The sequence below is a fragment of the Saccharomonospora glauca K62 genome, assembly GCF_000243395.2.
Classification (GTDB): Bacteria; Actinomycetota; Actinomycetes; order Mycobacteriales; family Pseudonocardiaceae; genus Saccharomonospora; species Saccharomonospora glauca.
Genome location: NZ_CM001484.1, coordinates 1553521 through 1578299, shown reverse-complemented (window position 1 = coordinate 1578299; position 24779 = coordinate 1553521). Strand labels below are relative to the sequence as shown.

Sequence of the window (24779 nt, the reverse complement as noted above, 5' to 3'; positions counted from 1 at the left end):
TCCGCTTTCGCGGGTGATCTCCGGCGTGAAGCATTTCACACATGAACCCCTCAGGTGTCAACACTTGCGATCAACAACACCCAGGTTCCAACACCAACTCTCAACGAATCCGCCGTCACGGGCCGGCACCCTCCGTGCAGCGGCCCGAAGGCGGCCGGGTGATCCTGACTCGTTCGGCGTAGCCAAACGGATACGCGCTGGTTACCACCCTCTCCTGTTCGTTTATGTTGCTTCGTGGTTGAATTCCTCCAATCAGCACATCGAGTGAGTTCGAGAGGGTGCGAAACCGGTGAAGAGGACGCGCACGAGGTTGGCCGACGGCCGCGAACTGCTGTACTTCGCCGCCGATGGCGAGGCCGTGCCCGCCCCACCGGACCCGCGACAGCTGCCTCCCGTCAGCACGGCCTCCCAACTGCGGTGGGATCCGTTGCTGGGCGAGTGGGTGATGATGGCGTCCCACCGCCAGAACCGCACGTTCATGCCCGCGCGTGACGACTGCCCGCTGTGCCCGTCGAGCGACGGCAGGCAGACCGAGATCCCCGCCCCCGAGTACACCGTCGCGATCTTCGAGAATCGCTTCCCCAGCCTGTCCACGGGCGCGCACCTCGACGACGTCGACGTGCGGCATCCGCTCGTCGACGTCCGTCCCGGCTACGGCCGCTGCGAAGTGGTCTGCTTCACCAGCGACCACAACGCCCGGTTCGCCGACCTCACCCCCGAACAGGCCCGGCTGGTCGTGGACGCCTGGGCCGACCGCACCGCGGAACTGTCCGAGCTCGACGGTGTGGAACAGGTGTTCTGCTTCGAGAGCAGAGGACGCGAGATCGGGGTCACGCTGTCCCACCCCCACGGCCAGATCTACGCCTACCCGTTCGTGACGCCGCGCACCCGGCGGATGCTGGACGTGGCCCGCGACTACCGCGAACGCACCGGCCGCGACCTGCACGACGACGTCGTGGCCGCCGAGCGGGACGCCGGAGTGCGCGTGATCGCCGAGACCGCTCACTGGGTGGCGTTCGTGCCCGCGGCCGCGCGGTGGCCGGTGGAGGTGCACATCCACCCGCTGCGCCGGGTACGAACCATCCCCGAGCTCGACGACGCCGAACGCGACGACTTCGCGACGCTCTACCTCGACATCCTGCGGCGGTTCGACCGGCTCTACGACGCTCCCTTGCCGTACATCTCGGCGTGGCACCAGGCGCCCGTCGGCGACGACGAGGGTCTGAGCCGACTCCACCTGCAGTTGTTCTCGATACGACGGTCGGCCGACAAGCTGAAATACTTGGCGGGCTCCGAGTCGGGGATGCACGCCTTCATCACCGACGTGTTGCCCGAAGACGTCGCGCAGAGACTTCGGGAGGTGTAGCCAGGCGACGACCGATACGTCCCCGGTGACCGGCCCTCGCCGGCACCGACAACCAGGTTCCCGCCGCGCGAGTCGACAACGCTGCGCGCGGCGGCTGTCCCAACAGATTGGCGTGACTTCTCGTTGACCCCGGAGGTGGGCCGTGCACGTCCTCGCTGAAGCGGACCTACGGCTTGATGCACAAGCGATCGACTACGTGTTGCTCGCTTTCTATTTCCTACTCGTGCTCGGTATCGGCTACCTGGCCCGCAGACAGGTATCGACAAGTCTCGACTTCTTCCTGTCCGGCCGGTCGCTGCCCGCGTGGGTGACCGGTCTGGCCTTCGTCGCCGCCAACCTCGGCGCGATCGAGGTCATGGGCATGTCGGCCAACGGTGCCCAGTACGGCATGCCGACCGCGCACTACTTCTGGATCGGCGCGGTGCCGGCCATGCTGTTCCTCGGCATCGTGATGATGCCGTTCTACTACGGATCGAAGGTCCGTAGCGTTCCCGAGTTCATGCTGCGCCGCTTCGGCAAACCCGCTCACCTCGTCAACGGCATCAGCTTCGCGTTGGCGCAGATCCTCATCGCGGGCGCGAACCTGTACCTGCTCGCCCTGGTGGTCAACCTGCTGCTCGGCTGGCCCATCTGGGTGTCGGTGATCCTCGCGGCGGTCATCGTCCTCGCCTACACCGCGCTCGGTGGCCTGTCCGCCGCCATCTACAACGAGGTGCTCCAGTTCTTCGTCATCGTGGCCGCCCTACTGCCCCTGACGATCGTGGGGCTGGCCAAGGTGGGCGGCTGGCAGGGTCTGGTCGACAAGGTGTCGGCGGGCCCCGGCGGCCCGGAACAGCTCGACTCCTGGCCCGGCAATCAGCTCACCGGTTTCGGCAGCAACTTCCTGTCGGTGCTCGGCATCGTGTTCGGCCTGGGCTTCGTGCTGTCGTTCGGTTACTGGACGACGAACTTCGTCGAGGTGCAGCGCGCCATGGCGTCGAAGAGCATGTCGGCGGCGCGCCGGACTCCCATCATCGGCGCGATCCCGAAGATGCTCGTCCCGTTCATCGTCATCATTCCGGGCATGGTCGCGGGCGTCACGGTGACGGAGTTGGCGGGCGACAACAAGGCCGCGTTGCTGGCCGGGGAGTCCGCGCCGAGCGGCGCGACGTTCAACGACGCGCTGTTGCTGCTGATGCGGGACCTGCTGCCCAACGGCATGCTCGGTATCGCGATCGCCGGTCTGCTGGCGTCGTTTATGGCCGGTATGGCGGCGAACCTCAGCTCGTTCAACACGGTCTTTACGTACGACATCTGGCAGACCTACGTGGTCAAAGATCGCCCCGACGGCTACTACCTGCGGGCGGGTCGTGTCGTGACGGCTCTCGCCACGCTGCTGGCCATCGGGACGGCGTTCATCGCCGCCTCGTACGCCAACCTGATGGACTACCTGCAGCAGCTGTTCTCGTTCTTCAACGCGCCGCTGTTCGCCACGTTCATCCTCGGTATGTTCTGGAAGCGCATGACGCCCACGGCCGGTTGGACCGGTCTGGTCAGCGGCACCGCCGCGGCCGTTGGGGTGTTCCTGCTGGCCGAGACCGGCGTGTGGGACCTTCCGGGGCAGGGTGCGTCGTTCGTCGGTGCGGGTGCCGCGTTCGTGGTCGACATCGCGGTCAGCGTCGCCGTCACCTACGCCACGCAGCCGAAACCCGAGGCTCAGCTGGTGGGGCTCGTCTACTCCTTGACTCCGAAGGAGAACCTGAAGCACTCCACCACCGGCGAGGACGCGGGCTGGTACCGTCGTCCGGGCCTGCTCGCGGGCATCGTGCTGGTCGTCACCATCCTGTTCAACATCATCTTCTAAGGGGCGGGAACCATGACGAACTCCTCCGGAAACCGCGGTGCCCAGGCCTTCGACATCCGCCTGATCATCGCCTTGCTGATCGGCGTCTACGGTGTCGTGCTGACGGTGATGGGGATCGGCTTCACCACCGACGAGGACATCGCCAAGGCGGCCGACATCAACATCAACCTGTGGACCGGCATCGGCATGCTGATCTTCGCCGGACTGTTCACCCTGTGGGCGCGGCTGCGTCCCGTGACCGTCCCGGCCGAGGAATCCGAACGCCCGGAGCAACAGCGGAAGAACGACTAGTCACACACACGAACGGCCGGTGTCGCGGAACTCTCGCGGCACCGGCCGTTCGTCATCGAAGAATCAGTACGGTCCGGGAGGCAGGGGGATACAGCCCTCGACGGGGTGCTCGACGTGTCCGGGCGGACAGGCCGCGGTCGTGGCGGGCTCGGCCGACGCCGCCGACACGCCCACGGTGAGCGCGCTGACCGCGATCGCCGCGATCGCTGCGACCTTTCGAACAAGGGTCATCGGGATTCCTCCTCGTCATCTTCGACGGGACGAAAAATCATTTTACGCAGGGTCACCTATCGGTCACGGAATTTTGGTGGCGGCCCGCGCCGCGCGGACGACTCCGCCGAGACAACGGAAATCGGCGTGAAAGACCGGTCTAGATGTCGAATTCGCCGTCCTTGGCGCCCGCCAGAAACGCCGACCACTCCGCCGCCGTGTAGCGGATCACCGTGTCGTCCGGGCGTTTCGAATGACGGATCAGCACATCGCCGGTGCCGTCACTGGTGGTCGCGAACTCGACACAGTTGCCGTTGGGACCCGAGTAGCTCGACTTCTTCCACAGGAGGGGGCCTGTCATAGTGTCTTCTCCAAATCGTCAGCGATCGTCGCGATGAGCTTCGCGGAATCCTCGGGACTTCTCGCGACACCGCGAATGATCTTCACCGCTTCCTGGTAGGCGTGCACGTCGTCTTCGTCTATGACGAAGGCGCCCGAACTGTAGTGTTCGAAATGCACGACGGGTTGCGCGTCGGGGAACGAATACAGCACGAACGGCCCGATCAGTCCGGGATGCCACCCGACCCGCGGTGGCACGACCTGGATGGTGACGTTGGGCCGCTGCGCCATGTCCAGCAGATGCCGAAGTTGATCGAGCATCACCTCGGGCACGCAGATCTTCTCGTGCAGCGCGTCCTCGCTGATCAACGCCAGCAGCTCGACGGGATCGCGCCGCGTGATCACCTCGGATCGTCCGACCCGAAGCAGCACCCGAGCGTCGACCTCGGACTCCGAAAGCCCGGTCGCCGTGGCGAGCGCACGAGCGTAGTCCGCGGTCTGCAACAGCCCCGGCACAATGTCTCTGGACCATTCGACCATGGCCGACGCGTGACGTTCCGACTCGATGGCGCCGGCGAGTTGTTGCGGTATCCCCGGCATGCCCACCACCAGCCAGTTCGGCTCCGCCGCGTGCCTGGCGAGCTCGATGAGGCGTTGCTTTTCCTCCCCCTTGATGCCGAGCAGGGTCAGCAACGACGCCACGTCCTCGGGACCCGGCAGGCGACGCCCCGTGGCCCAGTGCGATACCGTGCCATGGCTGAACCCCAGCCGTTGCGAAAGCTCTCGGCCACTCATTCCGGACGCCTCGACCAACTTGCGGATCGCCGCCGTCAATGCCCGAGCTCGGGTCGTCAAGCCGGTGGTGTCAACAGGCACGAGCCGGATCGTAGCCATCACCACACAGGGTCCAGAAGTCACACGATCGGGAGATTGCAACTACAGCCCGTAGACAGTCACCGTCATCGACAAAGACGAGCAGGCTGGGGGAAGACGATGGGACCGTTTCGCTGGCAACAGGCCGAAGGAAGACGCCACGCCTACAACGTCGAGAAGACCGCCACCCCGCATCCCGGCATCGCGTTCGTCGCCCTGTGCGGGGCCGAGGTCACCCCTCGGGAACGGGACTTCGTGGAGCTGTCCGGCTGGTGGCACGACCCCACCTGCTGGGTCTGCGACCGCGAATGGCGGGTCCGGTCCGGGTTCCCGGCTCACGACATCCCGCCGCTTCCGGAGAACGCGTGACCGATCGGCGACTTTCGTCCCGCGAGCCGCACCACCTCCCGACGTCACGACCGGCCGCGACTCACCACGAGCGCGCGCTCTTCGGACGCACCCGGTCCAGGCCGGCGCGCCGTTCCTTCGCCTTCCGTTCGGAATCCGCGCGACTACGGTGACGCGCTCGTTCCTTTCCGTCCAGGGGAACCAGCAACAGGAGGTCGCCGGTGGCGGGCACCAGCACGCCGCCCAGTTCGTCGTCACCGGCGTACCATCCCTCCCCGGCGATGTCCGAGTCGTGGATGTCGAAGTGGGCGACCCCTTGTGCCGCCATCCTCGGCAAACGCCGGGACTCCTCGCCGAGCCGTAGGGACACCTGACCGTATTTCAGTCCACTGAGGATAGTTATGGGCACATGTGGCCGAGGTTCGTACACCGAGAGCACTTTGGAACACCGTCGCAACAGCCACAGCTGCTGACCGAAGAAGGCGAGACCGCACTCCGGCAGGACGACACCGACGGCCAGAAGCGGATACAGCGCGGTGACGTCGAGCAGCGGAGGCAACGCGCACAACGCCACGGCGAGCACGAGCAGCCCCCCGAAGCGACGCCACACCACCAGCCGATGCCTGCGCAGGGCGTGGCGGACGTCCCTGACCTCGTACGGGCGCGGCCTGGCGTGCAGGAACCGGATCACCCCGAGGATGGCGATCACCAATAGGCCGATGATTCCCGGAATCGCCAAGGGGAACAAGACGTCCGAGAGCAGGCACAGCGTCGTGGCGTAGCAGGCGAGGGTCGACCCCGCCCAGATCGCGGCGCGCTTGCGGGACAGGCGCCGACGTGGTTTAGATGCGTTCTCGCCCGTTGTCGTCGATCGCGTCACGCCCGCACCGTAAACCCTCTCGACCAGTGCACGGCACTCCCCTCGCCCCGTGTCGGTTCCGAGTCCGCACCGGTGCCGACTCCAATTGGGACAAACCACACTCGGCGGCATGCTTCGGGCGTACGTCAGGTGCGAACACGCGTACGCAAGCTGCGGACACGTGTGCGTAACTTGCGGACACGCCGTCAGCGCACGCGTCGGCCCTTGCGCCACACCGCGTGCGTCAGGGGGACTCCGGGGCGGTAGGCGAGGTGGACCGCCGAGGGGGCGTCGAGCACGTGCACGTCCGCTCGCGCACCCGGCCGCAGCACTCCGACGGCTCCCTCGCCGCGATGCCGCCGCAGTGCCCTCGCCCCGCCCAGGGTCGCCGCACGCACGGCCTCCTCCACCGTCATTCCCATCTGCAGCACCGCGGTGGCGACGCAGAACGCCATGGACGTCGTGTACGACGATCCGGGATTGCAGTTGGAGGCCAGCGCCACGGTGACTCCCGCGTCCAGCAGGGCGCGCGCGTCCGGCAACGGCTGGCGGGTGGACAAATCGCAGGCGGGCAGCAGGGTGGCCACGGTGTCGGAGTCGGCCAAGGCGTCCACGTCCGAGTCGGTGAGGTAGGTGCAGTGGTCCACACTGGCCGCACCGTGTTCGACCGCGAGCCGCACTCCCGGACCGGGGCCGAGCTGGTTGCCGTGGACCCGCAGTCCCAGTCCGGCCTCGGCGGCCGCGGTGAGCACCTCCTTCGCGGCGTCGGCATCGAAGGCCCCGCGTTCGCAGAACACGTCGGCCCACCGCACGTACGGCGCCACCGAGTCGAGCATCTCGCCGCACACCAGACGGAGGTAGTCGTCGGCGTCCCACCCCGGTGGCACCACGTGGGCGCCGAGGAACGTCACCTCGTCCACGAGCCCTCCCGCGAGGCGGGCCGCCCGTGTCTCGTCGCCGACGGTGAGGCCGTAGCCCGTCTTGGTCTCCAGGCAGGTGGTGCCCTGCGCCACGGCCTCCCGGACGAGGCGCCGCAGGTTCGCCACGAGCGCGTAGTCCGGTGCGGCGCGGGTCGCCTCCACGGTGACGGCGATGCCCGACGCTTCGTAGGGGCGTCCGGCGAGCCGGGCGGCGAACTCGGCCGAGCGGTCGCCCGCGAACAGCAGGTGTGTGTGGCTGTCCACCCAGCCGGGCAGCACGGCGCGCCCCTCGACGTCGACGCGTTCGTCCGCCTCCGGTGCCCGCGCAGCGGCTCCCACCCACTCCACACGCGATCCGGCCAGGACCAGCGCCGCGTCGGTGAGCGTGCCGAGTTCCTCGTCGTTCGTCGTCAGCTCGCCGATGCCCGTGATCAGTGTCGATGTCATGCCCACAACGTTCCGATCTCGCGTGCCAGCAGTGCTCCCACGTCACCGAGTGTGGTGTGTTTTCCCTCCGTCGCCACGACGCGGCCGCCGACGACCACCGTCGCGACGTCGACGGCCGAGGCCACCAGCGGTATCTGCTCGGGTGCCGCCCCCGCCGTGCGCGGGGTGTCGTCCCGGACGGCAACCAGGTCGCACGGCGCTCCGGGGGCGATCCTCCCGGCCTCCGGCCACCCCAGCGCCGCGTGTCCGTCCACAGTGAGCGCGGCGAGGAGCTCGCCGGGCGTGAACCGTCCGCGCCTCCCCGAGCGCAGCCGCTCGCCGTGTTCGAGGGCGCGGGCCTCCGCGAGCGGGTCCACCACGGCGTGCTGGTCGCTGCCGAGGCAGAGGCGGGAGCCCGCGTCGGCCAGTTCGCGTGCCGGTCCGAGGCCGTCGGCGAGGTCGGCCTCGGTACTCGGGCAGCAGCACACCGCCGTCCCGGACTCGCCGAGCAACGCCACGTCGCCATCGCTCACGTGCGTGGCGTGCACGGCGGTGGTGCGCGGGGACAGCACGCCGGTGGCGTGCAACAGTTCCACCGGGCTGCGGCCGTACGCGGCCCGGCACGCCGTGTTCTCGGCGGGCTGCTCGGAGACGTGGACGTGCAAGGGACATCCCGGCAGCGCCGTGGCCACGTCGGGCAACGCGGACGCGGGCACGGCTCGCACCGAGTGCACGGCCGCGCCGACGCGCGTGGTGGCGTCGGTCCCGCTCACGGCCAGTTCCTCGACCCGCTCCCGCCATGACCACACGCCGCCGTCGCCGAACCTGCGCTGCACGCCTTCCAACGGCTTGTCGACGCCCCCGGTGAGATAACACGTGTCCAGCAGGGTCAGGCGCAGTCCGGCGTCGGCGGCGGCTTGCCGCAGCGCCCGGCCCATCGCGTTCGGCTCCGCGTAGCGGCGGCCGTCCGGGGCGTGGTGCAGGTAGTGGAACTCGCCCACGCACGACACCCCGGCGAGCACCATCTCGGCGTAGACGGCCCTGGCGAGGCGGTAGTAGGAGTCGGGGTCCAACCGCTCCGCCAGCCGATACATGGTGTCGCGCCAGGTCCAGAACGTCCCGCTCCCGTCGTGGGTCCGGCCCCGCAACGCGCGGTGGAACGCGTGGGAGTGCGCGTTGGCGAAGCCGGGAAGCACCACCCCGGCCAGGCGTTGCGAGTCGGGCCGGGGCCGCGCGCGGTCCACGGCGGTGATCACCCCGTCGGCCGACACCGTGACGAGCACCCCGTCGGTGAGGCCGTCCGGCAGCCACGCGTTCTCACACCAGTAGCTCAGCACGGCGCCCCCGCGAGGTGAGTGAGGACACGGGCGAGCGCGGCGACCCCGGCCTCGCAGTCGTCGGGCTCGGCGTGTTCGGCCGGGGCGTGACTGACCCCGGTGGGGTTGCGCACGAACAGCATCGCGGTGGGCACGCGTCCAGCGAGCACTCCCGCGTCGTGTCCGGCGCCGGTCGGCAGGGCGGGTGCTCCCCCGAGCAGGCTCGTCAGCTCGTCCCGTAGTCCGCCGTCGAAGATCACCGTGTCGCCGTAGGACTCCTCGCGGACGGTGACGGTGCAGCCCTCGGCCTCGGCGGCCTCGCGCGCCGCCGCCACGACGTCGTCGACGAGGTGCCGCGTGTCGGCGTCGCCGGGTGCGCGCGCGTCCAGCCAGACGTCCACGGTGGAGGGGATGACGTTCGTGCCGCCCGGTGTGGGGACGAGGCGGCCCACGGTGGCACGGGCGCCGGGAACCGACCCCGCCACCCGCCGGGCGGCCAGCACGAGCGAGGCCGCGGGCACCATCGGGTCGCGGCGATCGGCGAGCGGGGTGGCTCCGGCGTGGTTGCCCTCGCCGTGGAAGGTCAACCGCCATCGGCCGTGCGCGAGGATCGAGCTCGCCACGCCCACGGGCGCGTCGAGGTCCGCCAGCCCGCGTCCCTGCTCCACGTGCAGCTCCACGAAGCACCCGATGCGGGACACCAGCTCGGGTTCCGGTCCGAGCCACCGGGGGTCGAGTCCCGCCGCGCGGACCGCCTCGGCGAGGGTGGTGCCGTCCGCGTCCTTCAGGTTGCGGGCCCGGTCGGCGTCCAGCGTTCCCGCCAGCAGCCGCGAGCCCAGACAGGGCACCCCGAAGCGCCCGCCCTCCTCCTCGGCGAACACGACCACCGCCAGCGGGCGGGTGGGGCGGAAGCCCTCGGCGCGCAGCGCGTCGAGGGCCGAAAGCGCCGCCACGACGCCGAGCGGCCCGTCGAACGCCCCGCCGCCCGGCACGGAGTCGAGGTGGCTGCCCGTGACCACGGCGTTCGGCCCCGGCGTCCCCCACCACGCCCAGAGGTTGCCGTTGCGGTCGGTGCTCACGTCCAGTCCCCGCGCCGTGGCCTCGGCGGTGAACCACTCCCGCAGCTCGGCGTCGGCCCGGTCGAAGCCGTGCCGGGAGTAGCCGCCCCGGAGGCGGTCGACGCCCACGTCGGCGAGGGTCTCCAGCAACGCGATCGCGGTCGTCATGCCGTGACCTCCGGCTCGCGAACGGGCTTTCGGACGGGGATGCGCAGTCCTCGCTCGTCGGCCACCCGCCGCGCCCGCTCGTACCCCGCGTCGGCGTGGCGCAGCACACCCGTGGCGGGGTCGTTGGTGAGGACGCGTTCGATCTTGCGGGCCGCGAGCTCGGTGCCGTCGGCGACGGTGACCTGGCCGGCGTGGATCGACCGGCCCATGCCGACTCCGCCGCCGTGGTGGATCGACACCCAGGTGGCCCCCGATGCCGTGTTGACCAGCGCGTTGAGCAGCGGCCAGTCGGCGATGGCGTCGGAGCCGTCGGCCATGCCCTCCGTCTCCCGGTACGGCGAGGCCACCGAGCCGCAGTCGAGGTGGTCCCTGCCGATCACAACGGGAGCGGCCAGCTCCCCGCGCGCGACCATGTCGTTGAACCGCTCGCCCGCGAGGTGCCGCTCGCCGTAGCCGAGCCAGCAGATCCGCGCGGGCAGCCCCTGGAACGCCACGCGCTCCCCCGCGAGACGAATCCAGCGTGCCAGTCGTTCGTTGTCGCCGAAGAGGTCGAGCACGGCGCGGTCGGTGGCGGCGATGTCCGACGCCTCGCCCGACAGCGCCGCCCAGCGGAACGGGCCCTTGCCCTCGCAGAACAGCGGCCGGATGTAGGCGGGCACGAATCCGGGATAGTCGAACGCCCGCTCGCAGCCGCCGAGTTTCGCCTCGCTGCGCAGCGAGTTGCCGTAGTCGAACACCTCCGCGCCCGCGTCGAGGAAGCCGACCATCGCCTCGACGTGCTCGGCCATCGACTCGCGCGCGCGGTCGGTGAACTCGTCGGGTTTGGTCTCGGCGTAGTCGTGCCAGTCCGCGACGGCGACGCCCTTGGGCAGGTAGGCCAGCGGGTCGTGCGCGGAGGTCTGGTCAGTGACGACGTCGACCGCCACCCCGCGCCGCAGCAGCTCGGGCAGCACCTCGGCGGCGTTGCCGATGACGGCCACCGAAAGCGGCGTGCCGTCCCGCTTCGCCTGCTCCACCGTCCGAATCGCACTGTCGAGATCGGAGGCGATCTCGTCGAGGTAGCGGGTCTCGACCCGGCGGCGCGCGCGCTCGGCGTCGCACTCGACCACCAGCGCCACGCCCTCGTTCATGGTGACGGCCAGCGGTTGGGCCCCGCCCATCCCGCCGAGACCGGCGGTGACGGTCAGTGTGCCGCGCAGCGAACCGCCGAACCGCTTCTCCGCCACGGCCGCGAACGTCTCGTAGGTGCCCTGCAGGATGCCCTGCGTGCCGATGTAGATCCACGAACCGGCCGTCATCTGCCCGTACATCGTCAGGCCGAGCGCATCCAGGCGGCGGAACTCGGGCCAGCTCGCCCAGTCGGGCACCAGGTTGCTGTTCGCGATGAGGACTCGTGGCGCCCACTCGTGGGTGCGCAGCACGCCCACCGGGCGGCCCGACTGCACGAGCAGCGTCTCGTCGTCGCGGAGGTCGGTGAGTTCGCGGGTGATGGCGTGGAAGCTGGGCCAGTCGCGCGCCGCCTTGCCGGTGCCGCCGTAGACCACGAGGTCCTCGGGCCGCTCGGCCACCTCGGGGTCGAGGTTGTTGCACAACATGCGCAGTGGTGCTTCGGTGGCCCACGACCGCGCGGTCAAAGTGGTGCCGCGGGCCGCTCGCACGGGTGTGCTCATGATTCCTCCCCACAGGTTTCGGCAGCGCGCAACGCGGTGCCGGAGCGGATCAGCTCGCCTGCCTCGGCGAGTTCCGGAGCGAGGTGCCGGTCGGGTCCGGGACCGGGAACGTGGCGACGCAGCTCGGCCAGGGCCGCCGCCGTGGCCGGGGCCGGGGCAAGCGGGGCGCGCAGGTCGAGAGCCCGCGCGGCCGTGAGGAGCTCGACGGCGAGCACGGTGGTCAGGCCGTCGATCGCCCGGCGCAGCTTGCGGGCCGCGGCCCAGCCCATGGACACGTGGTCCTCCTGCATGGCGCTGGTGGGGATGGAGTCCACGGAGGCGGGCACGGCCAGTCGCTTCAGCTCGGCGACCACGGACGCCTGGGTGTAGTGGGCGATCATGTGGCCGGAGTCGACGCCGGGGTCGTCGGCGAGGAACGGCGGCAGGCCGTGGGAGCGGGCGACGTCGAGCAGCCGGTCGGTGCGGCGTTCGGCCATGCTCGCCACGTCGGCCACCGCGATGGCGAGAAAGTCCAGCACGTATGCCAGTGGGGCGCCGTGGAAGTTGCCGTTGGACTCCACGCGGCCGTCGGCCAGCACCACGGGGTTGTCGACGACGGCGGCGAGCTCCCGGTCGGCGACGGTCTCGGCGTGGGCCATCGTGTCTCGTGCCGCGCCGTGCACCTGGGGGGCGCAACGCAGGGAGTAGGCGTCCTGCACGCGCGTGCAGTCGGGCCCGCGGTGGCTGGCCACGATCTCGGAGCCCGCGAGGAAGCGCCGCATGCGCCGCGCCGACTCGGCCTGGCCGGGGTGGGGGCGGAGCTGCTGGAGGTCCTCGGCGAAGACCCGGTCGGTGCCCAGCAGGCTCTCCACGCTCATCGCGGCGGTGAGGTCGGCGGTGTCGAGCAGGCGGCGGAGGTCGGCGAGTGCCAGCACGAGCATGCCGAGCATGCCGTCGGTGCCGTTGATGAGGGCGAGCCCTTCTTTCTCCCCCAGCTCGATCGGCTCCAGTCCCGCGTCGGCGAGTGCCTCGGCGGCGGGCCGGAGCCGTCCGTGGCCGTCGCGGACCTCGCCCTCACCGGTGAGGGCCAGTGCGATCGACGACAGCGGCGCGAGGTCGCCGGAGCAGCCGAGCGAGCCGTACTCGTGCACGACGGGCGCGATCCCGGCGTTGAGCAGGTCGGCCATGGCCCGCACCGTGGTCGGTCGCACGCCGGTGTGACCGGTGGTGAGGGTGCGCAGCCGCAGCAGTGTCAATGCGCGCACGACCTCCCGCTCCACCTCTGGACCGGCTCCGGCGGCGTGGGAGCGCACGAGGGATCGTTGCAGGGCGGCCCGGCGCTCGTCGGGGATGTACTTCACCGCCAGCGCGCCGAACCCGGTGGACACGCCGTAGACGGGACGCTCGGAGGCGGCCAGCGCGTCGACGTGGGCTCTCGCCGTCGTGACGGCCTTCAACGCCTCCGTGGTCAGCTCCACGGGCGCGCCTTCCCTGGCGACGGCGACGACCTCCTCACGCGACAGCGGCGTGAGTCCGATGGCAACAGCTCGCATGTCCCCATCACACCCCGCGCGAGGCTCGCGAGCGAGACCACGACGCGCGAGACTGTCTGGAGTCCCAGACGGAAGGGGATGTGATGGGTCAAAGCAGTGACGTGCCCGCGCTGCGGCGTGGGCTGGCGGTGCTGCGGCTGTTGGCGGCGAAGGCCGAGCCGGTGACGGCCAGCTCGGTGGCGCGGGAGCTGGGCCTGCCCCGATCCACGACCTACCATCTGCTGGCCGAGCTGTCGGCGGCCGGTTTCGTGACCCATCTGCCCGAGCAGCGCCGGTACGGCCTCGGGGTGGCAGCCTTCGAGGTGGGAGCGGCCTACCTGCGGCACGACCCGTTGGAGGGACTGGCCCGGCCGTTGCTGCGCAAGCTCACCTCCCGTATCGACCTCACCGCCCACCTGGGGGTCCTGCACGGTGCCGAGACGCTGTACCTGCTGCGGGAGCAGCCGCGGTGGCCACTGGGGCTGGTGACGGAGGTGGGCGTGCGGTTGCCCGCCCACCTACCCGCGTCCGGCCGGGCGATCCTGGCGCACCTTCCCGAGGCCCAGGTGCGCGCACTGTTCCCCCGCACGGAGAGTTTCGTGCTCCGCACCGGCCGAGGGCCGAGCGATCTGCCGAAGCTGCGGCGGCTGCTGACGGTGGAACGCCGCCGAGGTTGGGCCATCGAGGACGGCTACGTCACGGAGGGCTTCGCCTCGGTGGCCGCGCCGGTGGTCAACCCGGACGGCAGGCCGATCGCAGCGATCAGCGTGACGTTCCGTCACGAGTGCGACGGCGACACCGAGTGCGGGCAGCAGTGGCCGGAGCTGGCGGCCGAGGTGCGGGCCGCGGCCACCGAACTCACCGCCCGCGTCGCCGGGCGCTCCGGGTGATCGGCTTCGCCGTCCGGAGAAACGACTTCGCCCCGCGTCCGCCGGGGAGTGATCAATTGGGAGTGGCCACCTGTACGATGGCCGCGTCCGGAAGCCGGGGAACCCGAACCACGACACGGACGCCTGGGGGAACATGACATACGTCGCGCACCACGCGGTGGAGTCGGACAGAATTCGGTGCCGAATCGACTCCAGCGAGGCCGAACTCACTTACCCGCTCAGTCGGCACCTACATCGAACTCGACTCACAACTGCTGACGGTGCTGGGACAGTCTCGTGCCCGGACGCCTCCCGTGGACACCACATCGTTCTTCGCCGACCTCCGGAAGAACAGGCACGCCGAGGGCGAGGAGACCTGGACCTCCCTCAAATACCACCTGCCGGGCACCACGCGTTTCACCGTGCTCTGCAGCTGGGACGAAGAGCCGGACCGGGACGTATCGCCTCCTGACCAACGTTTCCGGGAGGAGTTGGAGATGTTCCCACGCCGTCCGGAGAAGATCCCGCTCCGGCTCCGCGAGCGCTCCGCGTCCTGGTCGCACCCGTCCTCACGCTCAACGACGATCGGAACCGAACATGTCCACATCGGATAATCAGACGGAATTGCTCGAACACCTCAAGTCCTATTTGGGCACCATCCGACAGATCGAGTCCGCCCGCTCCGAGGAGGGAAACCGAGGCTACGACCTGGTCGTCTTCCACAGGGAAGACCCCGGAATCACCACGGTGGCCACGAACGGGCTGAGGTTCCAGCAGATCACCTCGATGTTGCCGGAAGAACTCGTCTGCACCCTGTGGGAAGCACACGCGCACATCGCCCACTACCTCGTGGACACGATGGCGTCGATCATCCTCCGCAACGGGCGCGGCCTCGACTACGGAGTCGTCGTCGGCAGTGAGGAACCGATCATCGACGAGACCGAGATCCGAGCCGTCCTCGTCCACCCCAGCCCGTACTTCGGGGGCGGTTTCGACCTCTTCCCCAGCCGAGACGCCGCCAAGTTGCAGATCATCTCGCTGATCCCGATCACCGCCAACGAGCACGAACTGGTCAAGGAGCGAGGTTCGGAAGCACTCTTCGAGAAGTTCCGGGAGAACCGGACCAACCTCTTCGACATCCGCCGTCCGTCGGCCGTTTGATCCCCTGGATGTCGCCCGTGACCTACATCGCGTGCCATGCGATGGACCCGAACGGGATTCGCGCCCGAATGGGTTCTGGCGAAAACTCGCTTGCCCGCGTGTCGGGCCATTCGGAAACGCGGAACTACTCCATCGACCCACCCCTCCGCTCCCACCTTCAACCGTCTCGCGGGAGGAACCACAAGAGATGACAAACGACCAACCAACTCACGAGGTCGAGGACCTCAAAAAGGCAATTTCCGACGCGTTCGCCGCGCACCTGCCGCCGGAATGGGCGGAGCTTCAGGTGACCTTTCGCGCCAGCAGCACGGTCTGCCAGCTGGAACTCGGCGGCTCCACCTCATCCGGGAAACAACTGTTGATCTCACCACCGCAGGAGCTCTCAGGGCTCCTCCGGCAGCTCCGCGCGGCCATGTACGAACCCGGGGTCGGGACCTGGTTCTCCCTGCGGCTCACGCTGCGACCCGGCAGCGACGCCGACTTCGAGTTCAACTTCACGGAGGACCCGAAGTGGTCGCCTCCGGTCCCGCCCACGGTGTTCGCGTTGGATCACGAAGCCTTCCCTCGCGATGTCGATCACGTCCCGAGCTGGTTGGCCGAACGTCTGGAGGAGGCCGCCGCTTCCGACAACAACGTGCCCGCCTCCGATCCCGGCCCCGAGGTCGACACATCGGACGAAGTGGGAAGGACACCGACGTCGCGGCCCGGTGGGCTGGGGCCGGAAGGACAGCGGGAACTTCTGGACGAGCTGGCTTCCGTGCTGCTCGACTCCGCTCCGGACGACTGGGCTCTCATCGTGCTCGAGTACATGTGCGTCGGTCGCCATGTCGAGCTTCGGGTCGGTGTGAAGGACTCGAACGGCCAGCCGATCGGCTGGGAGCCTCCCCGCGACGTGGACGGGATCTTCTGGAAACTCCGGGTGGGCATGTACCGCGAGGGCGACGGAGCCTGGCTTTCCACGTTCTTCCGGATGCGTCGGCCTCGCACCTACGAGGTCTTCTACAACTGGAACAACGAGCCGCCGTGGAACGCGGAGGCCGAGAGCTTCGCGAAGGAACTGGAGCTGTTCCCGCGCAGTGCCGAACGGATACCCGACTGGTTCCGGAAACGCCTCGCGGAAGCCTGACGGCTTTCGTCGGCTTCTCCCTCGGCCCGATGGCGACTAACCCGAAATTCCTCACGCCCAGCGGTGGCGGCCCGTGCGCCCACGAACGACACTCGGCGGTGAAAAACCCTATGCTCGGCACGAAGACTCGGGAGCTGCTCGACAGGGCACGCGGTCCGCTCGGACCGACAGTGTCCGTCGACTTCGGATGTGAACACGGACCGCTCGCGGAACTGGCCGAGCTTTTGTCCGAAATGAACGGATTCTTCGCGTTCAACGCCGGTCTCCAGATCTTCCGCGTAGGCGACGAGGGGGTCGGTCCGGAGTTGTCCCAATGGAACTCCGGGGAGATGTGGAAGGAGGTGTTCGAAGGGTTGGCCGACGACGTCTTCTGTTTCGGTCAGGACGTCCTCGGCATGCAGTTCGCGATCAGGAACGGTTCCGAGGTCGTGCGCTTCGATCCCGAGAACGCACGCAGTTATCCGGTCGGAAACTCTCTCGAGGACTGGGCAGCGTGGCTGCTGAGCAGGACGAACATCAACGCGACGGCCACGCTCGCCAAGGTTTGGCAGGATCGGAACGGAGCACTGGAGCCCCACGAGCGGCTCCTCCCGTTGCGGTTCTTCGAGCTCGGGGGCGAAGTCAGTCTCGACAACCTCAAGGTCGTTGACGCGGTGGAGGCCATGCGTCTCCGGGGACCGATCGCGGTCCAGCTCCGACGTGACCGTGCCGGGGACGATCTCGGCACGGCCGTCGAGTACGCGTCGGACTAGCTGCCGAAACACGGCGTCGTTGGATCGGCGATCGCCCGCAGCGGGAACTGCGTCGCTGCGGGCGATCGCCGAGGCCTTGCGCTCTCCGCGTTCCGGCTCGCCGATTCAGCTCCGGTCGGCCAGCGCGGTCAGGATTCCGGCCACGAGCGCGGTCCTGGCGGGCATGTGGTCGAGCAACACGTGCTCGTGGCGGGCGTGCGCGCCCGCGCCGACCGCGCCGAGCCCGTCCAGCACCGGACGCCCGAGCCCGGACACGAAGTTGCCGTCGCTCGCGCCGCCGACGGCGACCCCGTCGAGCTTCGCCCACCCGAGTTCGTCGGCCACTCCCCGTGCCACGGCGAACAGCTTCCGGGACTCCTCGTGCTCGACCATGGGCGGCCGGTTCCACTGCCCCTCGACGATCAGGCGCGCGCGGAAGTCCGACGGCCGCAGGGCCGCGAACATCTCGTCGAGCCGCGTCTGCTCGGCCGGGTCGGAGACGCGGATGTCGATGCCGCACGTCGCGTGCCGGGCCACGACGTTGCGCCCGCTGCCGCCTTCGACGAGGCCGACGTTGATCGTCGTGCCCTTCTCCGGCGCGGCGGCGGCGACGATCCGGGGGATCAGCTCGGCGAGCTGGTGGATGGCGCTGACGCCGGCCTCGGGGTCCAGGCCGGCGTGTGACTCGATGCCCTCCACGGTGACGTCGAAGAGACCGACGCCCTTGCGCGCCGTCTTCAACGCGCCGTCGACCGACGCCTCCAACACGAGGGTGGCGAGGGCGTCCTCGCTGAGCCGTTCGATGTGGGGGCGGGCGGACGGGCTGCCGATCTCCTCGTCCCCGTTGAACAGAAACCGCACCGTCGGCCTCGGCAGGTCCAGCTCACGCAGGCACCGCAGCGCCCACACCGCCTGCACGATGCCGTGCTTCATGTCGAACACGCCGGGGCCGCTCGCGCGCCCGTCACGCACCTCGAACGGCCACTCCGCGAGCGTGCCCGCGGGCCACACGGTGTCGTAGTGGCACAGCACCAGCACGGTGCCCGGCTTGGTTCCGGTGTAGGTCGCTTCGAGCGCGTCGCCGTGCTCGCCACCGTCGTGGCGGACCGACTCGTCCGGCTCGCCGAGGCGGTCCACCAGCCACCGCGAGAGAGCGTCGAGTCCGCGGTCGAGCAGCGCCTTGTCGTTGCTGGGGGTCTCCAGCTCCACGAGCATCCGCAGGTCGTCGGTCAGCTCGGGCAGCGCCTGCTTGGTCCAGGTGGCGACGTCGTCCAATGCCATCGTTTCGGTTCTCCTTGCCTATCGAGGAAGTCAGCGCACGGGCGCGCCCGGTCCCAGCGGGACCCCGGTCAGCCACCAGGCGACGAAGAGCAACGTCCACGACGTCAGCACCACGATCGAGATGGGCAGCGTCAGCGACATCAACGTGCCGATGCCCGCGTTCTTGCGGTAGCGCTGCAGGAAGCCCAGCGCCATGACGAAGTACGGGCTCATGGGGCTGATGAGGTTGGTGGCGGAGTCGGCGATGCGGTAGGCGGCCTGCGTGGTCTCCGGCGGCACGTCCAGCAGCATGAACATCGGCACGAAGACCGGAGCGATCAGCGTCCACTGGGCCGAACCGCTCGTGATGAAGAGGTTCATCACCGCGGCGACGGCGATCAGACCGAGAAGCATCACCAGCGGGTGCACGCCCAGGGAACCGAGCAGGTCCGCCCCTCGGACGGCGATGACCTCGCCCATCGACGTCCACTTGAAGTAGGCGATGAACTGGCTCGCCGCGAAGAACAGCACCATCACCGGCGCCAGGTCGCGCACACCCGTGGCCATCGCGGCCGGGATGTCGGCGGCCTTGGGCAACGTGCCCACGACGCGGCCGTAGACGGCGCCCATGATGAGGAACGCCAGGCCGAGCACCAGCGCGATGCCGGTGATGATCGGGGAGGTCAGCACACCGCCGTCCTCACCGCGGAACGGGGAGCCGGACGGAATCAGCGCGGCGGCGATGAGCACCGCGAACCCGAGCAGCACCAGCCCGGCGTAGCGCAGGCCCTTGCGCTCGGCGGCGGTGAGCTCCATCTCGCCGAGGTCGTCGTCGCTGCTGTCGCCGTCCACGGTCATGTTCGCCGTGCGCTTGGTGAGCAGGAACTCGGTGACCAGCGTGATGACGAGGCCGAGGACGACCGCCGACACCGCCGTGAAGAAGTAGTTCGCCAGCGGGTTGACCACGTAGCCCGGCTCGATGAGGTCGGCGGCACTCGTGCTGATGCCCGCGAACAGGACGTCACCCGCGGTGACGAGCACCGACGCGTCGTATCCGGCCGAGATCGAGCCGAACGCCACGACCGTGCCCAGGATCGGGCTGCGACCCGCCGCCTTGAACACCAGCGCGCCGAGCGGGATCAACACCACGTACGCGGCGTCGGAGAGCACGCTCGCGCACACGCCGGTGAACGCCAACGCGAAGGTCAGGTACTTCGGGGGAACACGCGTCACGGTACGGCGCAGCAGCGCGGAGAGCATCCCGCTGCGCTCGGCCACCGCCACGCCGAGCATGACCACGATGATGAGCGCCAACGGCGGGAACGCGGCGAAGTTGTCCACCGCCTCGCCGATCATCATCTGTATGCCCTCACCGGAGAGCAGGCTTGTGATCTCGACGCGTTCGCCGGTGGTCGGGGAGATGGCGAAGGCGCCCAGCGCGTCGAGGACGGCGCTGAGGACGACCACGATCCCGGCCATGATCACGAAGAGCCAGAAGGGGTGCGGCAGCTTGTTGCCCAGCCGCTCGATGCCCGCGAGTACACGCAGCGTCACGCGCACGCTACGGGAGGTCTTCTCGGAGGAGACCGTCTCAGTCTTCTCGGCCACGGTCAGTGCATCCGTTCGGTCGTATGAAGGGAAGTTCCGAGAATTACAAGGACAATGAGCGGATTAGTCAAGAGTGGGGTTGAAACTGCAGTATTTATTCACAGCACCTGGGGCTAATGTTAGGTTCCGCTCATGAGCGTGTTCCTCGACGCGGAAGATCTGGACCTGGTCGCGGCACTACAAGTCGATCCCCGCGCTCCCCTGTCCCGCGTCGCGGAGGTCCTCGGTTGGTCGTCGAGCACCGTGAGCCGCCGCCTCGCCCGCCTGGAGTCCGCTCGGCTGCTGCGGGTCATCGGCCAACTCGACTGGTCGATCACCGGGCACGGGAACCCGTGGCACGTGTGGGTCGAGACGGCTCCCGAGCAGATCAACGAGGTCGCGAACGCGCTCAGCGAGATCCCCCAGACCCAGTTCGTCGCGACCACGGCCGGGCGCGCCGACGTCTTCTGCACGATGCAGGCCGCGGAGCCGAACGGTGTCCACCAGCTGCTGAACCGCATCTCCGCGATCCGAGGAGTGCGTTCCACGCACACCGAACTCGTGCTCCGTGGGGTCAAGAAAGCGGACTCGTGGCGGTTGCCCCGGCTCAGTGCCGAACAGGTGGCCGCCCTCAGCGCGAACGACGGGCCGCCCTGTGACGAGCCCGTCGAACTCGACGACGACATGTGGGCGACGCTGCGCCTGCTGCGGCGGAACGGGCGCATCTCGACCGCGCAGGTGGCGCGTGAGCTCGGCGTCGGCCAGTCGACCGCCTACCGCATGGTGCAGTCACTGCTGCGCCGGAAGCTGGTCCGGCCGCGGGTGGAGATCGAACCGAGCCTGCTCGGCTACGCGCTGGAGGCGATCGTGGCCCTCACCGTCACCCCCGCCTCCGTCAAACCGGTCGCCGAGGCACTGGCCGAGCATCCCTCCGCCCGCTACGTCACCATCGTCGCGGGCACGTCGTCGGTGGTGCACCACGGCATCTTCCGCGACGAGGACGCCCTCTCCGAGCTGCTGACCGAGGACCTCGCGGACCTTCCCGGCGTCGCGACGTTCGACGTGTCCGTAGTCCGCGAGGTCCGCAAGCGCTACTGGCTCGGCCGCACCGGCGGTCGCCTCGACGACTGAACATCCGTCCCGGTCCCGGCGGTCAGTCGACCGTCGCGACGTCCTCCCACGTGTCGGGAGACGCCGTCAGCCATTCGGTCGACTCCGGGCGATACACGTGGAGCAGGACGAGGAAGGACAGCACCAGCCCCACCACGGCCTGCGGCGCACCGTAGACGATTCCGATCAAGCCGCTGATCATGCCGAATATCTCGAGCACCGTCACGATCGGTCGCGCGAGCGGACTCCTCCGGACGAACAGCACCGCGCACGCCAGCAACGTCACACCGATGGCGAGCGAGGCGACGGCGAGCACGTAAGTCAGCGTCGGCACGTCCCTTCCGTGCTCGATGTCCTCCGCCGCGAAGACGAACAGCAGTACGCCGACCGCCGTGTTGGCCAGCACCTGAAACGCGAGAACCGCCACCGCGGTCTTCAACGACAGCGGCATCCGCGCCCGACCCTTGACTTCCCTCATGATCGACTCCCCGTTCCGTGGAACTGCGCCGTCCCCTCCCGGACGGCCCGGTGTCCACGATCCCGGCGCCTACATGAGGATTCGATGACACGCCGGGCAGCTCCGCCGCGACGTTCGGAAAGTCGGGTGGGGAGCACCACGCACCGGCTCGACCTCGGCGATCACACCGCACCCGGCGGCGAGACGTTTCCGGGTTCCTCCACATCGGCCGGTGCACGCACCGTTCGGGCCTGCGGAAATCCGATGACGCACCACGGCGGTCCCCGCTAGCTTTGTCGGACGATAGGTCGTCCGGGAGCGCCGTTTCGCAGCGCTTCCGAAAGGTACGACCATGCGATTCACTTCCGAGCACCGTCTCGACGGCAGTGTCCTCGAACGCGGATTCGAGCTCGGCGAGATTCCCGGCTTCCTCCGGACACCCGTGTCCGCCGCGAACCGACACCGCTGATCCTGCTCGGTCACCCCGGTGGGCTGCCCCGGATGTATCCCCGGCTGGTGGCTCGGGCCCGGCACTCCGCGGCGTCGGGTTTCGCCACGGCCACCGTCGAGCTTCCCGGAAGCGGGGATCGCCCCCGCTGGGAGGCCCTCGAACGTGCCCGCGGCGGCCTGAACCGGGCTCTGGAGGCCGGTGAGGCGATCGGCGACGAGATCGTCGGCTCCCTCGTCCTTCCCCTCGTCGACAAGGCGGTCCCGGAATGGCGAGCCGCCCTCGCCGCCCTGCTGGCGCTGTCCGGGATCGACGGCCCGTGCGGCTACTCGGGAGGGGTGATCTTCCTCGGCATCCGACTGGCGGTGGTGGTGGAACCCCGCATCGTGGCCGCCGGCCTGTTCACCGGGAGTTTCGTGCCTCGCTCGATGTCCGAGGAGGCTCGCCGGGTCACCATCCCGCTGCATGTGCTGCTGCAGTGGGACGACGAACGCAACGACCGGCAGGCGGCCCCGGAGCTGTTCGACGCCTTCGGGTCGGCGGAGAAAACGCTGATCGCCAACCTGGGCGGGCACACCGGCGTCCCGGAATCGGCGGGGGATGCCGCGACCCAGTTCTTCGTCCGGCACCTGCGGTAGCCGTCGCCGGGCGGCGCGTCCCACCGGCGCACGGTGTCCTGTTGCTGCCACGAGCTAGACAGGAGGGGACGCGCCGCCCCACCGTCTCCTGCCATGACGAATTATCGGCCCGAACCACGAACGCGGGAACGCCACCGCCCGCGCGGTTGGCTGCTGGCCCTGGGCGCGATGGTGCTCTGGGCGGTCACGTCCACGGCCGTGCTCGTGCTCGCCCTGGGACCGCCCGACGGCGACATGCTCTACTACGAATTCGGCCCGAGGATGACCGTGGTCGCCCTCATGGGCACGCCCCTCACCTACGCGTTCGCCTGGCGTCGGCCCCGGCCGTTCCGCGAGGTCGTGCTCGTCGGCCTGCCCGTGTTCGCGGTGCTGGCGGCATTGGTGTGGAACACCTGAACCGGCCGAAAAGGGGATACGCGGACTCGGGCTCCCGGTGTGGGATCGCGTCATGAGCCTCACCCTCGACACCCCGACCGTCGACACGCTGGACACGGTGGTGGCCGTGTTGCGGGACTGGCAGTCCGATGCCGCTCCCTGGCAGCTGCACCCCGGTGACCTCGGCTGGTATCGGCGGTTCGGGGCCGAGGCGACGGCCGCCGCGGTGCGAACCTGGAGCGACGCCGGGCGCATCGTCGCGATAGGACTGCGGGACGGCGCGACGCTGCTGCGGTTGACCCTCGCCCCGGACGCACGCCGGGACGACCGCCTCGCCCGGCAGCTCGCCGACGACCTCACCGACCCGCGACGCGGCGTGCTGCCCGCGGGGCCGGTGTCGCTCGAAACGCCCTCGGACGCCGTGCTGCGCGAGGTCCTGACCGACCGTGGTTGGGTTCCCCACGAACCGTGGACGCCACTGCGTCGCGACCTCACGGCCCCGGTGCCACGGTCCGCCACCCGCGTGGAGGTGATCGGCCCCGAACGCGCTGGCGTCCGCGCCGAGGTCCAGCGCGCCGCGTTCGACGGCTCGACGTTCACCGCCGAGCACTGGTACGCGATGGCCGCCGCTCCCACCTACGCCGATGCGCGCTGCCTGGTCGCCTACGACGACGAGGACACCGCCGTCGCCGCCGTGACGGTGTGGTCGGCGGGACGGGGACGGCCGGGGCTCGTGGAACCGATGGGCGTGCACCGAGACCATCGCGGACGCGGTCACGGCCGCGCCGTCACCTTGGCCGCCGCGGCGACCCTGCGGAAGCTGGGTGCGTCGAGCGCACTCGTGTGCACGCCGAGCTCCAACGTCGGCGGCATCGCCACCTACGTCTCCGCCGGCTTCCGACCGGAGGCCGCGGTTGCCGACCTCCGGCTCGACCGCTGAGTCTCAGCCCGCGATGCCGTCGAGTGTCGCGAGCGCGTCCTCGGGAAGCTCCAACGACGCCGCCGCGATGTTCTCGCGCAAGTGTGCCACCGACGACGTGCCGGGGATGACGCAGATGTTCGGCGACTGGTGCAGCAGCCACGCCAGCGCGACCGCCTGCGGCGAGGCGCCGAGGTCCTTCGCCACGGTCTCCAGGGTCTCGGACTGGATCGGGCTGAATCCGCCCAATGGCCAGAACGGCACGTAGGAGATGCCCTGCTCCGCCAACGACGCGATGAGCCGCTCGTCACCGCGGTGCACGACGTTGTACCAGTTCTGGACGGTCACGACCGGCGCGATCGACTGCGCCTCCCGCACCTGCTCCTCGTCGACCACGCTGATCCCGAGGTGCCGGATCAGTCCTTGCTCCCGCATCTCGGCCAAGGCGCCGAACGGTTCGGCGATCGAGCCGGGCACCGGCGAGTGTCCGTCCGGGCCGCCGCCGACCCGCAGATTGACGACGTCGAGCACGTCCACGCCGAGCGTGCGCAGGTTCGACTCCACCTGCTGGCGCAGCTGCTCCGGCGACCGCGCGTGCGGCCAACCGCCCTGCTCGTCGCGCACGGCCCCGACCTTGGTGACGATGTGGAGGTCGTCGCCGTAGGGCGCGAGTGCCTCGCGGATCAGTTCGTTGGTCACGTGCGGGCCGTAGAAGTCGGCGGTGTCGATGTGGTCGACGCCGAGCTCGACGGCGGTGCGCAGCACGGCGATCGCCTCGTCCCGGTCCTTGGGAGGTCCGAACACGCCCGGTCCGGCGAGCTGCATCGCTCCGTATCCCATTCGGTGGACCGTGAGCCCCTCGGCCATCGTGTACGTCCCACCGAGGGTGTCGCCGGCCAT

Annotated in this window: 25 protein-coding genes; 12 read left to right on the top strand and 13 right to left on the bottom strand. The window is 69.5% G+C overall.

What is annotated here, in order from left to right; genetic code table 11:
* Positions 1-289 precede the first annotated feature (289 nt).
* The 3 genes from galT to SACGLDRAFT_RS07600 all read left to right on the top strand — a co-directional run bounded on the left by galT (position 290) and on the right by SACGLDRAFT_RS07600 (position 3500).
* Positions 290-1366, top strand: a complete 1077-nt coding sequence (galT, locus tag SACGLDRAFT_RS07610; protein ID WP_005463274.1) for a galactose-1-phosphate uridylyltransferase — start codon at positions 290-292, stop codon at positions 1364-1366.
* A 142-nt stretch (positions 1367-1508) separates the two neighbouring features.
* On the top strand, positions 1509-3209 hold the full coding sequence (locus tag SACGLDRAFT_RS07605) for a sodium:solute symporter family protein (protein ID WP_005463272.1): 1701 nt from the start codon (positions 1509-1511) through the stop codon (positions 3207-3209).
* 12 nt (positions 3210-3221) lie between these two features.
* Positions 3222-3500, top strand: coding sequence for a hypothetical protein (locus tag SACGLDRAFT_RS07600; RefSeq protein ID WP_005463269.1), 279 nt, complete (start codon positions 3222-3224; stop codon positions 3498-3500).
* 63 nt (positions 3501-3563) lie between these two features.
* On the opposite strand, the gene SACGLDRAFT_RS22275 is transcribed toward SACGLDRAFT_RS07600, so the two are convergent.
* The 3 genes from SACGLDRAFT_RS22275 to SACGLDRAFT_RS07590 all read right to left on the bottom strand — a co-directional run bounded on the left by SACGLDRAFT_RS22275 (position 3564) and on the right by SACGLDRAFT_RS07590 (position 4943).
* The gene (locus SACGLDRAFT_RS22275) at positions 3564-3731 is read right to left on the bottom strand and encodes a hypothetical protein (RefSeq protein WP_005463267.1); all 168 of its coding nucleotides are present in this window, start codon (positions 3729-3731) and stop codon (positions 3564-3566) included.
* A gap of 139 nt (positions 3732-3870) precedes the next feature.
* Complete coding sequence (locus SACGLDRAFT_RS07595) at positions 3871-4071, bottom strand: DUF397 domain-containing protein (RefSeq protein ID WP_005463266.1); 201 nt, start codon at positions 4069-4071, stop codon at positions 3871-3873.
* Entirely contained in the window at positions 4068-4943 is an 876-nt protein-coding gene (locus SACGLDRAFT_RS07590; protein ID WP_005463265.1) for a helix-turn-helix domain-containing protein, read from the bottom strand. The genes SACGLDRAFT_RS07595 and SACGLDRAFT_RS07590 overlap by 4 nt, the downstream gene beginning before the upstream one ends.
* 99 nt (positions 4944-5042) lie before the next feature.
* Between SACGLDRAFT_RS07590 and SACGLDRAFT_RS07585 the strand changes: the two genes are divergently transcribed.
* Complete coding sequence (locus SACGLDRAFT_RS07585; RefSeq protein WP_005463264.1) at positions 5043-5291, top strand: zinc finger protein; 249 nt, start codon at positions 5043-5045, stop codon at positions 5289-5291.
* Positions 5292-5352: 61 nt separating this feature from the next.
* Here the strand turns inward: SACGLDRAFT_RS07585 and SACGLDRAFT_RS07580 are convergent, their stop codons facing one another.
* The 6 genes from SACGLDRAFT_RS07580 to hutH form a co-directional block, all read right to left on the bottom strand.
* Positions 5353-6150 (bottom strand): hypothetical protein, encoded by a 798-nt coding sequence (locus SACGLDRAFT_RS07580; protein WP_005463263.1) that lies wholly within the window; start codon positions 6148-6150, stop codon positions 5353-5355.
* A 185-nt stretch (positions 6151-6335) separates the two neighbouring features.
* The gene (gene hutI, locus SACGLDRAFT_RS07575) at positions 6336-7496 is read right to left on the bottom strand and encodes an imidazolonepropionase (protein WP_005463262.1); all 1161 of its coding nucleotides are present in this window, start codon (positions 7494-7496) and stop codon (positions 6336-6338) included.
* Positions 7493-8812 carry a formimidoylglutamate deiminase gene (locus SACGLDRAFT_RS07570; protein ID WP_005463252.1) on the bottom strand — a complete coding sequence of 440 codons (1320 nt, stop codon included), beginning with the start codon at positions 8810-8812 and terminating at the stop codon, positions 7493-7495. The genes hutI and SACGLDRAFT_RS07570 overlap by 4 nt, the downstream gene beginning before the upstream one ends.
* Positions 8806-10017 (bottom strand): allantoate amidohydrolase, encoded by a 1212-nt coding sequence (locus SACGLDRAFT_RS07565; protein WP_005463250.1) that lies wholly within the window; start codon positions 10015-10017, stop codon positions 8806-8808. The genes SACGLDRAFT_RS07570 and SACGLDRAFT_RS07565 overlap by 7 nt, the downstream gene beginning before the upstream one ends.
* Positions 10014-11687 carry a urocanate hydratase gene (gene hutU, locus SACGLDRAFT_RS07560; RefSeq protein WP_005463248.1) on the bottom strand — a complete coding sequence of 558 codons (1674 nt, stop codon included), beginning with the start codon at positions 11685-11687 and terminating at the stop codon, positions 10014-10016. The genes SACGLDRAFT_RS07565 and hutU overlap by 4 nt, the downstream gene beginning before the upstream one ends.
* Complete coding sequence (hutH, locus tag SACGLDRAFT_RS07555; protein ID WP_005463246.1) at positions 11684-13219, bottom strand: histidine ammonia-lyase; 1536 nt, start codon at positions 13217-13219, stop codon at positions 11684-11686. Before hutH ends, hutU begins: the two co-directional genes overlap by 4 nt.
* A gap of 83 nt (positions 13220-13302) precedes the next feature.
* On the opposite strand from hutH, the gene SACGLDRAFT_RS07550 reads away from it, so the two are divergent.
* The 4 genes from SACGLDRAFT_RS07550 to SACGLDRAFT_RS07525 all read left to right on the top strand — a co-directional run bounded on the left by SACGLDRAFT_RS07550 (position 13303) and on the right by SACGLDRAFT_RS07525 (position 17106).
* Positions 13303-14088: an IclR family transcriptional regulator gene (locus SACGLDRAFT_RS07550; RefSeq protein WP_005463244.1), complete on the top strand. Its 786-nt coding sequence runs from the start codon at positions 13303-13305 to the stop codon at positions 14086-14088.
* Positions 14089-14664: 576 nt separating this feature from the next.
* Positions 14665-15228, top strand: coding sequence for a suppressor of fused domain protein (locus SACGLDRAFT_RS07540; RefSeq protein ID WP_005463242.1), 564 nt, complete (start codon positions 14665-14667; stop codon positions 15226-15228).
* A gap of 187 nt (positions 15229-15415) precedes the next feature.
* Positions 15416-16354: a hypothetical protein gene (locus SACGLDRAFT_RS21505; RefSeq protein ID WP_005463240.1), complete on the top strand. Its 939-nt coding sequence runs from the start codon at positions 15416-15418 to the stop codon at positions 16352-16354.
* A gap of 110 nt (positions 16355-16464) precedes the next feature.
* On the top strand, positions 16465-17106 hold the full coding sequence (locus SACGLDRAFT_RS07525) for an SMI1/KNR4 family protein (protein WP_005463239.1): 642 nt from the start codon (positions 16465-16467) through the stop codon (positions 17104-17106).
* Positions 17107-17211: 105 nt separating this feature from the next.
* On the opposite strand, the gene SACGLDRAFT_RS07520 is transcribed toward SACGLDRAFT_RS07525, so the two are convergent.
* Positions 17212-18366: a M20 family metallopeptidase gene (locus tag SACGLDRAFT_RS07520; RefSeq protein ID WP_005463238.1), complete on the bottom strand. Its 1155-nt coding sequence runs from the start codon at positions 18364-18366 to the stop codon at positions 17212-17214.
* 30 nt (positions 18367-18396) lie between these two features.
* Entirely contained in the window at positions 18397-19953 is a 1557-nt protein-coding gene (locus SACGLDRAFT_RS07515) for an AbgT family transporter (protein WP_005463232.1), read from the bottom strand.
* 132 nt (positions 19954-20085) lie between these two features.
* Between SACGLDRAFT_RS07515 and SACGLDRAFT_RS07510 the strand changes: the two genes are divergently transcribed.
* Complete coding sequence (locus tag SACGLDRAFT_RS07510) at positions 20086-21063, top strand: Lrp/AsnC family transcriptional regulator (RefSeq protein WP_005463230.1); 978 nt, start codon at positions 20086-20088, stop codon at positions 21061-21063.
* A gap of 22 nt (positions 21064-21085) precedes the next feature.
* Here the strand turns inward: SACGLDRAFT_RS07510 and SACGLDRAFT_RS07505 are convergent, their stop codons facing one another.
* A complete protein-coding gene (locus tag SACGLDRAFT_RS07505; RefSeq protein ID WP_005463229.1) occupies positions 21086-21520 on the bottom strand; it encodes a hypothetical protein in 435 nt (144 codons plus the stop codon).
* A 480-nt stretch (positions 21521-22000) separates the two neighbouring features.
* On the opposite strand from SACGLDRAFT_RS07505, the gene SACGLDRAFT_RS07500 reads away from it, so the two are divergent.
* The 3 genes from SACGLDRAFT_RS07500 (at position 22001) to SACGLDRAFT_RS07490 (ending at position 23900) form a co-directional block, all read left to right on the top strand.
* Positions 22001-22585, top strand: coding sequence for an alpha/beta hydrolase (locus tag SACGLDRAFT_RS07500; protein WP_408640256.1), 585 nt, complete (start codon positions 22001-22003; stop codon positions 22583-22585).
* A gap of 93 nt (positions 22586-22678) precedes the next feature.
* Positions 22679-22981: a hypothetical protein gene (locus tag SACGLDRAFT_RS07495; RefSeq protein ID WP_005463228.1), complete on the top strand. Its 303-nt coding sequence runs from the start codon at positions 22679-22681 to the stop codon at positions 22979-22981.
* A gap of 52 nt (positions 22982-23033) precedes the next feature.
* Positions 23034-23900, top strand: a complete 867-nt coding sequence (locus tag SACGLDRAFT_RS07490; protein WP_005463227.1) for a GNAT family N-acetyltransferase — start codon at positions 23034-23036, stop codon at positions 23898-23900.
* Between the two features lie 3 nt (positions 23901-23903).
* Here the strand turns inward: SACGLDRAFT_RS07490 and SACGLDRAFT_RS07485 are convergent, their stop codons facing one another.
* On the bottom strand, positions 23904-24779 hold the full coding sequence (locus tag SACGLDRAFT_RS07485; RefSeq protein ID WP_005463226.1) for an oxidoreductase: 876 nt from the start codon (positions 24777-24779) through the stop codon (positions 23904-23906).

Excerpts from the sequence above, each read along its gene's own strand:
- SACGLDRAFT_RS07600 (WP_005463269.1), top strand. The coding sequence starts at position 3,222 with ATGACGAACTCCTCCGGAAACCGCGGTGCCCAGGCCTTCGACATCCGC.
- SACGLDRAFT_RS22275 (WP_005463267.1), bottom strand. The coding sequence starts at position 3,731 with ATGACCCTTGTTCGAAAGGTCGCAGCGATCGCGGCGATCGCGGTCAGC.
- SACGLDRAFT_RS07595 (WP_005463266.1), bottom strand. The coding sequence starts at position 4,071 with ATGACAGGCCCCCTCCTGTGGAAGAAGTCGAGCTACTCGGGTCCCAAC.
- SACGLDRAFT_RS07590 (WP_005463265.1), bottom strand. The coding sequence starts at position 4,943 with ATGGCTACGATCCGGCTCGTGCCTGTTGACACCACCGGCTTGACGACC.
- SACGLDRAFT_RS07585 (WP_005463264.1), top strand. The coding sequence starts at position 5,043 with ATGGGACCGTTTCGCTGGCAACAGGCCGAAGGAAGACGCCACGCCTAC.
- hutI (WP_005463262.1), bottom strand. The coding sequence starts at position 7,496 with ATGACATCGACACTGATCACGGGCATCGGCGAGCTGACGACGAACGAC.
- SACGLDRAFT_RS07565 (WP_005463250.1), bottom strand. The coding sequence starts at position 10,017 with ATGACGACCGCGATCGCGTTGCTGGAGACCCTCGCCGACGTGGGCGTC.
- hutU (WP_005463248.1), bottom strand. The coding sequence starts at position 11,687 with ATGAGCACACCCGTGCGAGCGGCCCGCGGCACCACTTTGACCGCGCGG.
- hutH (WP_005463246.1), bottom strand. The coding sequence starts at position 13,219 with ATGCGAGCTGTTGCCATCGGACTCACGCCGCTGTCGCGTGAGGAGGTC.
- SACGLDRAFT_RS07550 (WP_005463244.1), top strand. The coding sequence starts at position 13,303 with ATGGGTCAAAGCAGTGACGTGCCCGCGCTGCGGCGTGGGCTGGCGGTG.
- SACGLDRAFT_RS07540 (WP_005463242.1), top strand. The coding sequence starts at position 14,665 with ATGTCCACATCGGATAATCAGACGGAATTGCTCGAACACCTCAAGTCC.
- SACGLDRAFT_RS21505 (WP_005463240.1), top strand. The coding sequence starts at position 15,416 with ATGACAAACGACCAACCAACTCACGAGGTCGAGGACCTCAAAAAGGCA.
- SACGLDRAFT_RS07525 (WP_005463239.1), top strand. The coding sequence starts at position 16,465 with ATGCTCGGCACGAAGACTCGGGAGCTGCTCGACAGGGCACGCGGTCCG.
- SACGLDRAFT_RS07520 (WP_005463238.1), bottom strand. The coding sequence starts at position 18,366 with ATGGCATTGGACGACGTCGCCACCTGGACCAAGCAGGCGCTGCCCGAG.
- SACGLDRAFT_RS07510 (WP_005463230.1), top strand. The coding sequence starts at position 20,086 with ATGAGCGTGTTCCTCGACGCGGAAGATCTGGACCTGGTCGCGGCACTA.
- SACGLDRAFT_RS07505 (WP_005463229.1), bottom strand. The coding sequence starts at position 21,520 with ATGAGGGAAGTCAAGGGTCGGGCGCGGATGCCGCTGTCGTTGAAGACC.
- SACGLDRAFT_RS07500 (WP_408640256.1), top strand. The coding sequence starts at position 22,001 with ATGTATCCCCGGCTGGTGGCTCGGGCCCGGCACTCCGCGGCGTCGGGT.
- SACGLDRAFT_RS07495 (WP_005463228.1), top strand. The coding sequence starts at position 22,679 with ATGACGAATTATCGGCCCGAACCACGAACGCGGGAACGCCACCGCCCG.
- SACGLDRAFT_RS07490 (WP_005463227.1), top strand. The coding sequence starts at position 23,034 with ATGAGCCTCACCCTCGACACCCCGACCGTCGACACGCTGGACACGGTG.
- SACGLDRAFT_RS07485 (WP_005463226.1), bottom strand. The coding sequence starts at position 24,779 with ATGGCCGGCGACACCCTCGGTGGGACGTACACGATGGCCGAGGGGCTC.